The following is a 15705-nucleotide window of genomic DNA, read 5'->3' on the forward strand; positions in this document are numbered from 1 at the left end:
CGCCGAGCCCCCCGGCCCGCCCACCGTGGAGCTCGCGGCCGAGGCCGGCGGCCCGGCGGCCAACGACCTCGCGGTCGCGGTGCTGTACGCCGAACGCAGCGGCGCGAGCGCTGCCGCGGTGGCGCGCGAAGTGAACCGCGACATCGCCGCGGCGCTCGAGCTCGCGCGCACGCAGGGGGCCGTCAAGGTGCAGAGCGGCAACGCCTCCACCTGGCCGGTCTACGGCAAGGATGGCCAGGGCCGCATCACCGCCTGGCGGATGCGCTCCGAGCTGCGCCTGGAGAGCACCGACACGGCGGCGATGTCGGAGCTCGTCGGCAAGCTCCAGGAGACCCTGGCGCTCGCGCACCTCACCATGGAGCCTGCCCCCGAGACGCGCCGCAAGGCGGTCGCCGACGTCACCGTCGACGCGCTGCGCGCCTTCGAGGCGCGCGCGAAGCTGATCGCCGACACCCTCGGCCGACGCTACCGCATCGCCCATCTGGCGGTGGGCGACCACGGCCTGCAGCCGCCGCCGATGCCGCGCATGCGCGCCGCGGTGATGGCCGCGGAAGCCGCCCCCGCGCCGCTCGAAGGCGGCGAGAGCCGGGTCTCGGTGCATGTGAGCGGCCGCATCGAGCTGCTCGACTGAGGACCGCGGGCCCGCACCGGGCCCGACCTCAGCCGTTTTCGAGAAACCCCCTCCAAGCCCCTGATCCGCAAGCGAACCTTGCCGCCTGCTGCGGGTCCTGAGATACTCTGGCGTAAATCCCTTTCGCATCGGATCGCGCCATGAGTCCCGAGCCCCTGCCCCGCGCCGTCCCTCCCTCCGACCAAGCTGCGCCGCTCGGCGCCCCGCGCCGGATGCTGGTGGCCACCGCGGCAGCCGTAGCCGCGCTGCTGGCAGGCTGCAGCACCACCCCCACCCCGGTCGCCAGCCCCACCCCGCCGCCGCGCACCGCCGCACCGAGCGGCCACTACTTCTCTCTCGAGGGCGAGCATCAGACGCAGGAGATGGTCCTGTTCGCGCTCGGCCTGCTCGACACCGGCTACCGCTTCGGCGGACGCAACCCGGACGCGGGGCTCGATTGCAGCGGCATGGTGGCCTACATCGTGGAGAACATCAGCGGCCGCAGGCTGCCGCACAACGCCGCGCAGATCGCCGACCGCACGCGGCCGATCGAGGTCGACGAGCTGCGCCCGGGCGACCTGGTGTTCTTCAACACGCTCAAGCGCCGGCACTCGCACATGGGAATCTACATCGGCGACGGCCGCTTCGTGCACGCGCCCAACAGCCGCGGCCGGGTGCGCGTGGAACGCCTCGCCAACCGCTACTTCGCGCAGCGCATCGACGGCGCCCGCACGCTGCTCACGAGCAACTGAGCACGCGCGCCCGGACGGCGCGCAGTGCGCCTTCAGCGCTGGGGGATCTGCACGTAGATCTCGCCCGGCCGGGTGAGCCCGAGCTCGAAGCGCGCGCGCTCCTCGATCGCCTCGTTGCCCGACTTGAGATCGTTCACCTCTGCCGCGAGCGCGGCGTTGCGCTGCTCGAGGCGCAGGTTCTCCTCGCGTTGCGCGTGCAGCTGGCGGTCCACCTCCCAGACGCGCAGCCAGCCGCCTTTCCCCAGCCAGAGCGGGTACTGCAGCAGCACGACGAGTGCGATCAGGATCAGGATCGGCCAGCGCATGGAGACAGGTATCGGGTGGGATTCAGGCGCATTCACGACGAAGGCCGGCGGTGCGCCCGCCGGCCTTCCGGAAGCTGCGGATCAGCGCAGCGAGGGGTTCAGCGCAGGTTGTAGAACGCGCGCTTGCCCGGATAGTTGGCGGTGTCGCCGAGGTCTTCCTCGATGCGCAGCAGCTGGTTGTACTTCGAGATGCGGTCCGAGCGGCTCAGCGAGCCGGTCTTGATCTGCATCGCGCGCAGGCCCACGGCGATGTCGGCGATGGTCGAGTCGTCGGTCTCGCCCGAGCGGTGCGAGATCACCGCGGTGTAGCCGGCGAGCTTGGCCATCTCGACGGCGGCGAAGGTCTCGGTGAGCGTGCCGATCTGGTTGATCTTGATCAGGATCGAGTTGGCCACGCCCTGCTCGATGCCCTGCGCGAGGATGCGGGTGTTGGTGACGAAGAGGTCGTCGCCCACCAGCTGCACACGCTTGCCCAGGCGATCGGTGAGGATCTTCCAGCCGTCCCAGTCGCCCTCGGCCATCGCGTCCTCGATCGAGACGATCGGGAACTTGTCGCACAGGGTCTCGAGGTAGTCGGTGAAGCCCGCGGCGGTCAGCGACAGGCCCTCGCCCTTGAGCTCGTACTTGCCGTCCTTGTAGAACTCGGAGGCGGCGCAGTCGAGCGCCAGCAGCACGTCCTGGCCGGGCACGTAGCCGGCGGCGACGATGGCTTCCTGGATCAGGTTGAGCGCTTCCTCGGTGCCCGAGACGTTGGGAGCGAAGCCGCCCTCGTCGCCGACGGTGGTGGGGTAGCCCTTGGCGTCCACGATCTTCTTGAGGTGATGGAAGATCTCTGCGCCGCAGCGCAAGGCCTCGCGGAAGCTGGTCATGCTCACCGGCATGATCATGCATTCCTGGATGTCGAGGCTGTTGTTGGCGTGCTCGCCACCGTTGATGACGTTCATCATCGGCACCGGCATCACCATCGGGCTGGAGCCGCCGAAGTAGCGGTACAGCGGCAGGCCGGCCTCTTCCGCGGCGGCCTTGGCCACGGCCATCGACACCGCCAGCATGGCGTTGGCGCCCAGGCGCGACTTGTTCTCGGTGCCGTCGAGCTCGATCAGGGTACGGTCGATGAAGGCCTGTTCCTCGGCGTCGAGGCCGATGATCGCCTCGGCGATCTCGGTGTTCACGTTCTCGACCGCGCGCAGCACGCCCTTGCCGAGGAAGCGCGACTTGTCACCGTCGCGCAGCTCGATCGCCTCGCGCGAGCCGGTGGAGGCGCCCGAGGGCACCGCGGCACGGCCCATCACGCCCGATTCGAGCAGCACGTCGGCTTCGACGGTGGGGTTGCCGCGGGAGTCGAGAATCTCGCGGGCGATCACATCAACGATTGCACTCATGTCCAGTCCTGTAGCAGTTACGGAGGTTCGGATCGATCACGCGGGAACGCGATCCGGCGGGGAGCATGCTCGCACCGGATGACCGCCTCGTGAGCGGCCGTGGCTGATGGCGCGCATCAGCCCGCCGGCAGCCGCATTCCCGAAAAATAGGTTCTCAGAGCGTCGTCTCGAGGAAGCCCTGGCGCTTGACCAGCGCGTCGATGTCCTTGAGCGTGGTCAGCAGCGCCTTCATCTTGGGCAGCGGCCAGGCGTTGGGGCCGTCGGACAGCGCCTTGGCCGGGTCGGGGTGGGTCTCCATGAAGAGGCCCGCCACGCCCACGGCGACCGCGGCGCGCGCCAGCACCGGCACGAACTCGCGCTGGCCGCCCGAGGCCGTGCCCTGCCCGCCCGGCAGCTGCACCGAGTGGGTGGCGTCGAACACCACCGGGCAGCCGGTGTCGCGCATGATCGCCAGCGAGCGCATGTCGGAGACGAGGTTGTTGTAGCCGAAGGAGGCGCCGCGCTCGCACACCATGATGGTGTCGGCGCCGCCGTTGGCCTCGCGCGCCTTGTCGGCGACGTTCTTCATGTCGCCGGGGGCGAGGAACTGGCCCTTCTTGATATTCACCGGCTTGCCGCTGGCGGCGACCGCGTGGATGAAGTCGGTCTGGCGGCACAGGAAGGCAGGGGTCTGCAGCACGTCGACCACCGAGGCCACGAGCGGGATCTCCTCGATCGTGTGCACGTCGGTCAGCACCGGCAGGCCGAGCTGCTTCTTGACCGCCTCGAGCATCTTCAGGCCGGCGTCCATGCCGTGGCCGCGGAAGCTCTTGCCCGAGCTGCGGTTGGCCTTGTCGTAGGAGGCCTTGAAGATGTAGGGGATGCCCAGCTCGACACAGATCTCCTTCATCTGCCCGGCGATATCCAGGCACATCTGCTCGGACTCGGCCACGCAGGGGCCGGAGATCAGGAAGACCGGCTTGTCGAGACCGACTTCGAAACCGCAGAGATTCATGCTTCGCTCCTCGAGGCCGCAGCCTGCTTGTGCGCGATCGCCGCCTTCACGTAGGCGGTGAACAGCGGATGGCCCTTGCGCGGGTTGGAGGTGAACTCGGGGTGGAACTGGCAGCCGACGAACCAGGGGTGCACATCGGCCGGCAGCTCGATCATCTCGCACAGGTCGGTGACCGGCGCGCGGCCCGCCACCACCAGGCCCTTGTCCTCGAGCTTGGCGAGCAGGGTGTTGTTGACCTCGTAGCGGTGGCGGTGGCGCTCCATGACCTCGGGGGCGCCGTAGATCGCGCGCGCCAGCGTGCCTTCCTTCAACTGGCAGACCTGGCCGCCGAGGCGCATGGTGCCGCCGAGATCGGATTCCTCGGTACGCTTTTCGATCTTGCCGCTGCGGTCCTTCCACTCGGTGATGAGGCCGATGACGGGGTACTGGGTGTCGCGCTCGAACTCGGTCGAGTGCGCGCCGTCCATGCCGGCGACGTCGCGGGCGAACTCGACCACCGCGAGCTGCATGCCGAGGCAGATGCCCAGGTAGGGCACCTTGTTCTCGCGCGCAAAGCGGATGGCGGCGATCTTGCCTTCGGTGCCGCGCTTGCCGAAGCCGCCCGGCACCAGGATGGCGTCCATCGCGGCCAGCACGCCGCAGCCGTCGCGCTCGATGTCCTCGGAGTCGATGTAGTGGATCTTGACCTTCGACTCGGTGTGCATGCCGGCGTGGTTGAGCGACTCGATCAGCGACTTGTACGACTCGGTGAGGTCGACATACTTGCCGACAAAGCCGATATCCACCGTCTGCTTGGGGTTCTCGAGCGCGTGGATGAGCTTGTCCCACACCGACAGGTCGGCCGCGCGCGCGAGGATGTCGAGCTTGTGGCAGACGATCTGGTCGAGCATCTGGTCGTGCAGCTGGCCGGGGATCTTGTAGATCGAGTCGGCGTCCAGGCACTCGATGACCGCCTCGGGCATCACGTTGCAGAACAGCGCGATCTTGCGCCGCTCGTCCTCCGGCACCGAGCGGTCGGCGCGGCAGAGCAGGATGTCCGGCTGGATGCCGATCTCACGCAGCTCCTTCACCGAGTGCTGGGTCGGCTTGGTCTTGAGCTCGCCCGCGGTCGGGATATAGGGCAGCAGCGTGAGGTGGATGAAGCAGGTGCCGTGGCGGCCCTCCTCGAAGCCCATCTGGCGGATGGCCTCGAGGAAGGGCAGCGACTCGATGTCGCCCACCGTGCCGCCGACCTCGACGATCGCCACGTCGGCGCCCTCGGCGCCACGCTTGACGTAGGTCTTGATCTCGTCGGTGATGTGCGGGATGACCTGCACGGTCTTGCCGAGGTACTCGCCGCGGCGCTCCTTCTTCAACACCGACTCGTAGATCTGGCCGGTGGTGAAGTTGTTGCGCTTGCTCATCTTGGCGCTGGTGAAGCGCTCGTAATGGCCGAGGTCGAGGTCGGTCTCGGCGCCGTCTTCGGTGACGAAGACCTCGCCGTGCTGGAACGGGCTCATGGTGCCCGGATCGACGTTGATGTAGGGGTCCAGCTTGAGGTGCGTGACCTTGATGCCGCGGGACTCGAGGATCGCCCCGAGGGACGCTGCGGCGATGCCCTTGCCCAGGGAGGACACGACACCACCGGTGACGAAGACGTATTTGGTCATGGGAGCTGTACTGCGGGAAAGCGCGATGATAACCGATGCGCCCGAACCGCGTCAGCAGTCCGGGCGCATCGGGACGTCTCCCGCGGGATCGCTCAAGCCATGCCGCGCAGCTCGCGCAGCAGCACCGACAGCATCGCCATGTCGATCGTCGGCGTGTTGCGGATCTCGGCGAGGAGCTGCTGGTAGCGCTCGAGCGGGACCGCGGCGCGTGCGCGGCCGGCGCTCAGCACGCCCTCCGTGTCCGCGCCCTCGGGCGCGTTGCGCAGCGCCGCGCTGGTCAGCTCGCGGGCGAGCGAGGACAGGTCGCTACGCAGCGCACCGCGCGCCAGGCTCTGCCAGCGCGTGTCCGCCGGCAGGCCGGACACCTGGCGACCGAGCCAGTGCAGGTCGAGCTCGCCGCCGAGGGCGAAATACACCCGCGCCACCGTCGCCTCGTCGCGCCCCTGCTCCACCGCCACCTCGACCAGGTCGAGCGCGGAATACAGCTCCTCGAGCGCCGCTACCCGCTTCGCCAGCCCCTCGGGCACGCCCTGCTCCACCCGGCGCGCCACCGCGGCGTCGAGCTCGGCGCGATAGGCGGGGGCGACGTAGTCGGCCAGCCCCTCGGCGAGCGCCGCCACGCCGGGCGAGAAGTGCGCGATCGTCGCCTGCAGGTCGGCCAGCCAGCGGCGATGGCGCAGGAACCACAGCGTGCCGCGCTGCACCAGGCGGCCGGTCTCCTGGATGAGCTCGGTCTGCAACGCGTCGGCGATGCGGGTGTCGAGCGCCTCGATCTCGCGCCACAGCGCCACCAGGTCGAAGACCTCGCGGGTCGCCATGTAGGCGCGCACCACGTCCGCCGCCGAGGCGCCGAGCTCGGCCTTGAGCCGGCTGACGAAGGTGGGGCCGACGCGGTTGATCATGCTGTTGACCACGTGCGTCGAGATGATCTCGCGGCGCAGCGGGTGGGCCTGGATCTGCGCCGGGAAGCGCTCGCGCAGCGGCGCCGGGAAATAGCGCTCGAGCGCGGTGCGGATGTAGGGGTCCTCCGGCACGTCGGAGGCCAGCACCTCGTCGTAGAGCTCGATCTTGCTGTAGGCCAGCAGCACCGCCAGCTCGGGGTTGGTGAGCCCGCCCCCCGCCGCCTTGCGCTCGGCGATCTCGTCGTCGTCGGGCAGGTATTCGAGCTTGCGGTTGAGCCGCCCCGCCTGCACCAGGCGGCGGATGAACTCGGCCTGCTCGTCGAGCAGCGCCACGCCGCGCGCACGCGTGACCGACAGCACCTGGGTCTGGGCGTAGTTGTCGCGCAGCACCAGGGTGCCGACCTCGTCGGTCATGTCGGCGAGCAGTTCGTTACGCTGCTTGAGGGTGAGCTCGCCCTCAGCGATCACGCCGCCGAGCAGGATCTTGATGTTGACCTCATGGTCGGAGCAATCGACCCCGCCGGAGTTGTCGATCGCGTCGGTGTTGATGCGTCCGCCCGCGAGCGCGAACTCGATGCGGCCGAGCTGGGTGGCGCCGAGGTTGCCGCCCTCGCCGAAGACCTTGCAGCGCAGCTCGCCGCCATTGACGCGCACCGCGTCGTTGGCGCGGTCGCCCACCGCGGCGTCGGTCTGGCTGGCGGCCTTGATGTAGGTGCCGATGCCGCCGTTGTAGACCAGCTCGACCGGCGCAGTGAGGATCGCGCGGATGAGCTCGGTCGGCGTCAGGGTCTCGGCCCCGATGTCGAGCGCCGCGCGCGCCTCGGGCGACAGCGTGATCGACTTGGCGCTGCGCGCCCACACCCCGCCGCCCTTGGAGATCAGCGCGCGGTCGTAGTCGTCCCAGCTCGAGCGCGGCAGCGCGAACATGCGCGCGCGCTCGTCCCAGGAGCGTGCCGTGTCGGGATCGGGGTCGATGAAGATGTGGCGGTGGTCGAAGGCCGCCACCAGGCGGATCTGCTTCGACAGCAGCATGCCGTTGCCGAACACGTCGCCCGACATGTCGCCGATGCCGGCGACGCTGAAGGGCTCCTGCTGGATGTCCTTGCCCATCTCGCGGAAGTGGCGCTTGACCGCCTCCCACGCACCACGCGCGGTGATGCCCATCTTCTTGTGGTCGTAGCCCACCGAGCCACCCGAGGCGAAGGCGTCGGCCAGCCAGAAGCCGTACTCGGCCGAGACCTCGTTGGCGTAGTCGGAGAAGCTCGCCGTGCCCTTGTCGGCCGCCACCACCAGGTAGGGGTCGTCCTCGTCGTGGCGCACCACGTCGGCGGGCGGCACCACCGCGCCCTGCACCAGGTTGTCGGTGAGGTCGAGCAGGCCGCGCAGGAAGTTGCGGTAGCAGGCCACGCCCTCGGCGAGCAGCGCCTCGCGCCCCCCCTCGGCGGGCGGGCACTTGACCACGAAGCCGCCCTTCGAGCCCACCGGCACGATCACCGCGTTCTTGACGATCTGCGCCTTCACCAGGCCGAGGATCTCGGTGCGGAAGTCCTCCATGCGGTCCGACCAGCGCAGGCCGCCGCGCGCGACCTTGCCGCCGCGCAGGTGCACGCCCTCGAGGCGCGGCGAATACACGAAGATCTCGAACATCGGCAGCGGCTGCGGCAGGTTGGGGATCTTCGAGGGCAGGAACTTGAACGAGAGGTAGGCCTTGGGCCCGCCATCCGCGCCGCGCTGGAACCAGTTGGTGCGCAGGGTCGCCTGGATGAGGGCGAGGAACTGCCGCAGGATGCGGTCCTCGTCGAGGTTGGCGACCTGGTCGAGCGCGGCCTCGATCGCCGCGACCTGCGCCGCGCACGCGGCGTCGCGCTCACCCGCAAGCGCCGGGTCGAAGCGCGCGCGGAAGAGCTGCAGCAGCGCACGCGCAAGCTGCGGATAGGCCGCCAGCGTCTGCTCCATGTAGGCGAGGCTGAAGGTGAACGCCGCCTGGCGCATGTAGCGGGCGTAGGCGCGCAGCACCGCCACCTCGCGCCACGACAGCCCGGCGAGCAGCACCAGGCGGTTGAAGTCGTCGTTCTCGGCGGCGCCGCGCCAGGCCGCGAGGAAGGCCTCCTGGAAGAGCGGGCGGATCTCGTGGATGTTCAGGTTCTCGGCGCCGGCGAACTGCAGGCCGAAGTCGTGCAGCCACACCGTGCTGCCGTCCTGGCGCTCGATCTCGGAGGGGCGCTCGTCCATCACCTTCACGCCCATCTTCTCGAGCATCGGCAGGCTCTGCGACAGCGGCACCGGGCTGCCCAGGTGGTAGAGGCGCAGGTTGAGGCGGCCCGCGCGCACCTCGAGCGGCACGTAGAGGTTGAGCCCGAGCGCCGCGTCGTCGGCGAGCGCCTCCATCTGCTCGATGTCGAACACGGCCATGCGCGCGGAGTAGTCCTCGCGGTAGCCGGCCGGGAAGCCCTCGCCGTAGCGCCGCATCAGCGCCAGGCCGCGCTCCTCGCCGCACTGCTCGACGAGCGCCTGCTGCAGCTCGTCCTCCCAGCGCCGCGCCGCGCGGATCAGGCGCTGCTCGATCTCGCGCACGTCGAAGGCGGGGATCCGCCCCTCGGGCGTGCGCACCGTGATCAGGATGCGCGCGAGCGCCGAATCCGAGAACTGCACGTCGAACTCGGCGGCGCTGCCCTTGAAGGCGTCGATCAGCACCGCCTGCATGCGCTCGCGCTGGTCGGTGTTGTAGTGCTCGCGAGGCACGTAGATCAGGCAGGAGACGAAGCGCTCGAAGGGATCGACGCGCACGAAGAGGCGCGTGCGCAGGCGTTCGCCGAGGCGCAGGATGCCCATGGCGTGGGCGTGGAGCTCTTCGGTGTCGATCTGGAACAGCTCGTCGCGCGGATAGCGCTCGAGCAAGGTCTGCAGCGCCTTGGCAGCGTGGCCGCCGGGCAGTAGCCCGGCGCGCTCGAAGACCGCCTCGACCTTGCGCCGCAGCAGCGGGATCTGGCGCGGGCTGGCGCTGTAGGCGGTGGACGCGAGCAGGCCGATCACGCGGCGCTCGCCGTTGACCCGGCCGTCTGCCCCGAAGGTCTTGATGCCGACGAAGTCGAGGTAGCCGGGCCGATGCACCGTGGAGCGCGAGTTCGACTTGGTGACCGTGAGCAGGTGCGGCAGGTGGGCCTGCGCGCGCAGCTGCGGCGGCAGCGCGGCGAAGGAGCGCGACTGCCCCTCCTCGCCGTCGCCGCGCAGCAGGCCGAGCCCGGAGCCGGGGACGATGCGCAGCTCGTTGCCATCGCCGGTCTCGACCAGCGCATAGTCGCGGCAGCCCAGCAGCACGAAGTTGTCGGCGGCGAGCCAGTCGAGGAAGGCGTGCACCTCCTGCGCCTCGCCGGCGTCGATGCTGCCCGGCAGCTCGTCGAGCCCGGCGGTGATGCCGGCCAGGCGATCGCGCATCACCGCCCAGTCGCCGACTGCGGCGCGCACGTCGGCGAGCACGCCCTCGATGCCCTGCTGCAGCGCGGCGAGGTCGCCCGGGTCGGTGCGGCGGTCGACCTCCAGGTGCATGATCGACTCGAAGCCGACGCCCTCGCCCTGCTCGCCGCGCTCGGCCACGCGCACGAAGCCGCCCTCGGCGTCGCGCACGACGTTCATCACCGGATGGATGATCAGGTGCAGCGTGAGGCCCTGGCGAGCCACCTCCATGGTGATCGAGTCGACCAGGAAGGGCATGTCCTCGCCGGCGATCTCCACCACGGTGTGCGGGCACTCCCAGCCGTGCTCGTCGAGCCGCGGGTTGAAGGCGCGCACCTTGCTTGCAGCCTTGCGGCGGGCGACGAAGTGCCACTGGCTGAGCGCGGCGCCGTAGAGATCGGCGACCGGGAGGTCCTCGAGGTCCTCGGGCGCCACCTGGGCGAAGAAGCGGCGCGCGAACGCGCACACCTCTTCGGCCTGCTCCGCGGGCAGCCGGGCACGGATCTGCTCGATCACCGCGTCGACCTGCGTGGCCAGCCTGCCTGTTTCCCTTGTCTCCATCTCCAACCTCCCGCTTGCGTTTTTGAATTTGGCGGGGCGGTCTGCGGGCTCGTGTGGAACAGCGTCGAGGGAGCCCGGATCGCGTCGCCGTGGAACGAAGCGATCAGGCTAGGACAACTCGTCCGGCATGGATACGCACGTTTTCCCTAGTGCGGGAGACGCGCTCGCCAGGGGCCGGACGAATCGAAGCCAGGGGGTCGGCCAGGCCGCTACGACTAGCGGATGAAGTCGCGATTGACCTCGCGGAACAGCTCGGTGCCACCGCGCTGCAGCCACTCGAAGGCGACCATCTCGCGCGACACGATCTCGATGCCGTGGCCGCGCATGCGCTCGAAGGCGAGGTCGCGGTTGGCCGGAGCGCGCGAGCCCGCGGCCTCGGCGACGATGAAGACCTGCTTGCCGGCCGCGCGCAGGTCGAGCGCGGTCTGCTGCACGCAGACGTGAGCCTCGGTGCCGCACAGGATCACCTGCTCGCAGCCCGCCACCGCGGTGTGCTCGAGGCAGCCGTCGGCCCGGGCGGAGAAATACTGCTTGCCCACGTAGTGCGCGCCGGCGGTCGCCGCGCGCACCGCCTCGACCGTGCCGCCGATCTTCTCGGGGAAGTGCTCGGTCACCACGACCGGCACGCCGATGCGCTCGGCGACGCGGGCGAGCCAGACGCAGGCTTCGACCACCGCGGCGTTGTCGTGGATGAAGGGGGCGAGCTTCGCCTGCACGTCGATCACCAGCAGCACCGACTTCTTCGGGTTCATCAGCATGTCTTCGATCCTCCTCAGCCCTGCAGCTCGGCGCGGTCGCGGAAGTGCGCCAGCGCCTCGGGGTTGGCGAGCGCCTCCTGGTTCTTCACCGCGCGCCCATGCACCACGTTCCTCACCGCCAGTTCGACGATCTTGCCGCTCTTGGTGCGCGGGATGTCCGCCACCTGCAGCACCTTGGCCGGCACGTGGCGCGGCGTGGTGTTGTCGCGGATGGTCTGGCGGATGCGGCGCACCAGCTCGTCGTCGAGCGCGAGCCCCTCGCGCAGCTTCACGAACAGCACCACGCGCACGTCGCTGGGGTTCTGCGGCGGCCAGTCCTGCCCGATCACCAGCGACTCGACGACCTCGTGCAGCTTCTCGACCTGGCGGTAGATCTCCGCGGTGCCGATGCGCACCCCGCCGGGGTTGAGCGTGGCGTCCGAGCGGCCGTAGATGACCAGCCCGCCGTGCGCGGTGATTTCGCAGAAGTCGCCGTGGCACCACACGTTGTCGAAGCGATCGAAGTAGGCGGCGTGGTACTTGCTGCCGTCGGCGTCGTTCCAGAAGCCGATCGGCATCACCGGGAAGGGCTTGCTGCACACCAGCTCGCCCTTTTCGCCGCGCACGGGCTTGCCGTCGTCGTCCCACACGTCCACCGCCATGCCCAGCCCGCGGCACTGGATCTCGCCGCGCCACACCGGCAGCACCGGGGAGCCGAGCACGAAGCAGGAGATGATGTCGGTGCCGCCCGAGATCGAGGAGAGCTGCAGGTCGGCCTTGATGTCGCGATAGACGTAGTCGAAGCCTTCGGGAACCAGCGGGCTGCCGGTGCTCATCATGGCGCGCACCGTGTCGAGCCTGTGCGTCTCGCGCGGCTTGAGCCCGAACTTGGCGGCGGCGTCGAGGAACTTGGCCGAGGTGCCGAAGTGCGTCATGTGTTCGGCGTCGGCGTAGTCGAACAGGATGCGGTTGTCGCCGGCGAAGGGCGAGCCGTCGTAGAGCAGCAGCGTAGCCTCGGCGGCGAGCGCGGACACCAGCCAGTTCCACATCATCCAGCCGCAGGTGGTGAAGTAGAACACGCGGTCGCCCGGCTTCACGTCGCCGTGCAGCTTGTGCTCCTTGAGATGCTGCAGCAGTGCGCCGCCGGCGCAGTGCACGATGCACTTCGGGACGCCGGTGGTGCCCGAGGAGTACATGATGTAGAGCGGGTGGTCGAAGGGTAGCTGCGCGAACTCGATGTCGTCGACGAAGTGGAAGGGGGCGACGAAGTCGGCGTACAGGCGCGCGTGCGGCACGTGCGAGAGGTCGTGCTCGCGGTGCACATAGGGCACGACCACGACGCGCTTGACCGAGGGCAGCTGCCCGACGATCTCGCCGAGCTTGCCGAGCACATCGACCGTCTTGCCGCCGTAGTAGTAGCCGTCGCAGGCCACCAGCACCTTGGGCTCGGTCTGGCCGAAGCGGTCGAGCACGCCCTGCACGCCGAAGTCGGGCGAGGCCGAGGTGAAGATGGCGCCGAGGCTGGCCGCGGCGAGCATGGCGACGACGGTCTCGGGCAGGTTGGGCATGTAGGCGGCGACGCGGTCGCCGGCGACCACGCCCTGCTCCTTGAGCGCCGCGGCGAAGTGCGCCACCGCGCGGTAGAGCTCGCCGTGGCTCATGCGGTTCTTCACGCGCTCCTCGCCCCAGAACACGATCGCGTCGCGCGCGTCGCGCGAGCGCAGCAGGTTCTGCGCGAAGTTCAGGCGGGCGTCGGGGAACCACTTCGCGCCGGGCATCCTGTGGCCATCGACCAGCACGCGCTCGCCGCGCGTGCCGATCACGCCGCCGCCGACGCCGTCGCCCTCCCACACGCTGGTCCAGAATTGCTCGGGCTGCGCCACCGACCAGGCGTGCAGCGCCTCGTAGTCGGGCAGCGCCACGCCCCAGCGCCGCTCGGCCGCGAGGCGGAAGGCGGTCACGCTGGCGGCGGCGATGCGCTCGGGGGACGGGGTCCACAGGGGCTTCTGTTCAGTCGGATACATCGGGTCTCCTCTCCATCCTCTTGTGTCGATGATCGGGGTGGTCAAGCGCGCTGGCCGGACGCTCTCCGGCCAGCGCGGATTCAGGCCGCGGGGGTGTCGAACAGCGCGCGCACGACATCGGGGATCGGCGCCGACTTGCCGGTACGTGTGTCCATCCAGACCGTCTTGGCCGCGCCCTCCGCGTACACGCGCTCGTCGCCTTCGACGAAGAGCTCGTACCAGGTCATCACGCTGCTGCGGCCCGGATCGCCGGCATACATCTTGATGACGACGGTCGCAGGATAATTCACCGGCGCGAGGAAGGTGCAGCTGGCATTGATGATCACCGGCCCCACCGGCTCCTCCGGGCTGACCCGCGAGCCCATCCGCTCGGCCCACTCGACGCGGGTTTGCTCGAAATAACGGAAATAGACCGTGTTGTTCACATGCCCGTAGGCATCCATGTCCCCCCAGCGCACCGCCATGCGGGTGGTGTAGATCAGCTTCGCATTCGGACTCATCCGTGGATCTCCTCTTGTAGTTCGGGCGAGCTAATGTAACATACGCCCCCGTATGTTTGTCTGCCCCTCGGAGCGCGCGCGGCGCATGCGCGAGAGGACCGGCGGCGGGGACTCCGATGAAGGGTTAAACTGGCGCATGGCGCGTTTTTCGAGCGCGACCCGCATCTAGAAAACAAGAGGAGAACAGTATGGAACGCGAATCGATGGAATTCGACGTGCTGGTCGTCGGCGGTGGCCCTGCGGGCCTGGCCGCGGCGATCCGCCTGAAACAGCTCGCCGAGGCGAAGGGCAGCGAGCTCTCGGTCTGCCTGATCGAGAAAGGCGCCGAGATCGGCGCCCACATCCTGTCCGGCGCGGTCATCGATCCGCGTTCCCTGAACGAGCTGATCCCCGACTGGAAGGAGAAGGGCGCCCCGCTCACCACCGCGGTCACCGAGGACCAGGTGGTGTTCCTGTCCGAGACCGGCGTACGCCGCGTCCCGGCCGCGCTCACCCCCGACTGCTTCGAGAACCACGGCAACTACATCGTGCGCCTGGGCAACCTCGTCAAGTGGATGGGCGAGCAGGCCGAGGCTGCCGGCATCGAGGTCTATCCCGGCTTCGCCGCGGCCGAGATCCTCTACGACGAATCCGGCGCGGTGAAGGGCGTCGCCACCGGCGACATGGGCCTCAACCGCGACGGCACCCCCGGCCCGCACCACCAGCCGGGCATGGAGCTGCACGCCAAGTACACCCTGTTCGCCGAAGGCTGTCGCGGCCACCTCGGCAAGCAGCTCGAGGCGAAGTTCAACCTGCGCGAGGGCGTCGACCCGCAGACCTTCGGCATCGGCATCAAGGAGCTGTGGGAGGTCAAGCCCGAGATGCACCGTCCGGGTCTGGTCGTGCACACCGCCGGCTGGCCGATGGACAACCGCACCTATGGCGGCGGCTTCATCTACCACCTCGAGGACAACCTCGTCGCGCTCGGCTTCGTGGTCGGCCTCAACTACGAGAACCCGCACCTGTCGCCCTTCGACGAGATGCAGCGCTGGAAGACCCACACCGAGGTGCGCAAGCACATCGAGGGTGGCAAGCGCCTCGCCTACGGCGCGCGCGCCATCGCCACCGGCAACCTGCAGAGCCTGCCGCGGCTGATCTTCCCGGGCGGCGGCCTCATCGGCGACGACGCCGGCTTCCTCAACGCCGCGCGCATCAAGGGTGTCCACGCCGCGATCAAGTCGGGCATGCTCGCCGCCGAGGCGGCCTTCGAGGCCCTCGCCGCCAACCGCCAGCGCGACGCGCTCACCGCCTACCCGGCCGCCTTCCGCGAGTCCTGGCTGTACACCGAGCTGCACAAGTACCGCAACTTCAAGCCGCTGATGAAGAAGGGCCTGTGGATGGGCTCCTTCCTGTTCGGCATGGACCAGATGCTGTTCCGCGGCAAGGCGCCTTGGACGCTGCACAACTCGTCCGACCACGACAAGCTCAAGCCGGCCTCCGAGTGCGCGAAGATCGACTACCCGAAGCCCGACGGCGTGCTCACCTTCGACCGCCTGTCCTCGGTCTTCCTGTCGAACACCAACCACGAGGAAGAGCAGCCCTGCCACCTGCAGCTGAAGGACCCGTCGGTCGCCATCTCGGTCAACCTCGCCCGCTACGACGCCCCCGAGCAGCGCTACTGCCCGGCCGGCGTGTACGAGATCGTCCAGGAAGAGGCCGGCCCGCGCCTGCAGATCAACGCGCAGAACTGCATCCACTGCAAGACCTGCGACATCAAGGACCCGACCCAGAACATCAACTGGGTCGTGCCGCAAGGCGGCGAAGGGCCGATCTACCAGGGGCTGTAAGCCGGGCTCG

At 69.2% G+C, this 15705-nt stretch carries 11 protein-coding genes; 3 read left to right on the forward strand and 8 right to left on the reverse strand.

Annotation, left to right across the window (positions count from 1 at the left end; genetic code table 11):
- A partial coding sequence (locus tag C667_RS07170; protein WP_004359520.1) for an SIMPL domain-containing protein occupies positions 1-631 on the forward strand: 631 nt, incomplete at its 5' end.
- A 140-nt stretch (positions 632-771) separates the two neighbouring features.
- Positions 772-1362 (forward strand): C40 family peptidase, encoded by a 591-nt coding sequence (locus C667_RS07175; RefSeq protein ID WP_039920951.1) that lies wholly within the window; start codon positions 772-774, stop codon positions 1360-1362.
- 32 nt (positions 1363-1394) lie between these two features.
- Here C667_RS07175 and ftsB read toward each other — a convergent pair whose 3' ends face one another.
- The 8 genes from ftsB to C667_RS07215 all read right to left on the reverse strand — a co-directional run bounded on the left by ftsB (position 1395) and on the right by C667_RS07215 (position 13869).
- The gene (gene ftsB / locus C667_RS07180) at positions 1395-1667 is read right to left on the reverse strand and encodes a cell division protein FtsB (protein WP_004305921.1); all 273 of its coding nucleotides are present in this window, start codon (positions 1665-1667) and stop codon (positions 1395-1397) included.
- A 98-nt stretch (positions 1668-1765) separates the two neighbouring features.
- Positions 1766-3049, reverse strand: coding sequence for a phosphopyruvate hydratase (gene eno, locus C667_RS07185; RefSeq protein ID WP_004359526.1), 1284 nt, complete (start codon positions 3047-3049; stop codon positions 1766-1768).
- A 154-nt stretch (positions 3050-3203) separates the two neighbouring features.
- Positions 3204-4043, reverse strand: a complete 840-nt coding sequence (gene kdsA, locus C667_RS07190; protein ID WP_004359529.1) for a 3-deoxy-8-phosphooctulonate synthase — start codon at positions 4041-4043, stop codon at positions 3204-3206.
- Positions 4040-5692, reverse strand: coding sequence for a CTP synthase (pyrG, locus tag C667_RS07195; protein ID WP_004359531.1), 1653 nt, complete (start codon positions 5690-5692; stop codon positions 4040-4042). The genes kdsA and pyrG overlap by 4 nt, the downstream gene beginning before the upstream one ends.
- A gap of 92 nt (positions 5693-5784) precedes the next feature.
- The gene (locus C667_RS07200) at positions 5785-10608 is read right to left on the reverse strand and encodes an NAD-glutamate dehydrogenase (protein ID WP_004359533.1); all 4824 of its coding nucleotides are present in this window, start codon (positions 10606-10608) and stop codon (positions 5785-5787) included.
- A 215-nt stretch (positions 10609-10823) separates the two neighbouring features.
- Positions 10824-11366: an isochorismatase family protein gene (locus C667_RS07205; protein ID WP_004359535.1), complete on the reverse strand. Its 543-nt coding sequence runs from the start codon at positions 11364-11366 to the stop codon at positions 10824-10826.
- A gap of 14 nt (positions 11367-11380) precedes the next feature.
- Positions 11381-13369, reverse strand: coding sequence for an acetoacetate--CoA ligase (locus tag C667_RS07210; protein ID WP_004359537.1), 1989 nt, complete (start codon positions 13367-13369; stop codon positions 11381-11383).
- An 80-nt stretch (positions 13370-13449) separates the two neighbouring features.
- Positions 13450-13869 (reverse strand): acyl-CoA thioesterase, encoded by a 420-nt coding sequence (locus C667_RS07215; RefSeq protein ID WP_004359539.1) that lies wholly within the window; start codon positions 13867-13869, stop codon positions 13450-13452.
- A 188-nt stretch (positions 13870-14057) separates the two neighbouring features.
- Between C667_RS07215 and C667_RS07220 the strand changes: the two genes are divergently transcribed.
- Positions 14058-15695 carry an electron transfer flavoprotein-ubiquinone oxidoreductase gene (locus C667_RS07220; RefSeq protein ID WP_004359541.1) on the forward strand — a complete coding sequence of 546 codons (1638 nt, stop codon included), beginning with the start codon at positions 14058-14060 and terminating at the stop codon, positions 15693-15695.
- Positions 15696-15705: the final 10 nt, after the last annotated feature.

This window comes from Thauera phenylacetica B4P (assembly GCF_000310225.1).
Classification (GTDB): Bacteria; Pseudomonadota; Gammaproteobacteria; order Burkholderiales; family Rhodocyclaceae; genus Thauera; species Thauera phenylacetica.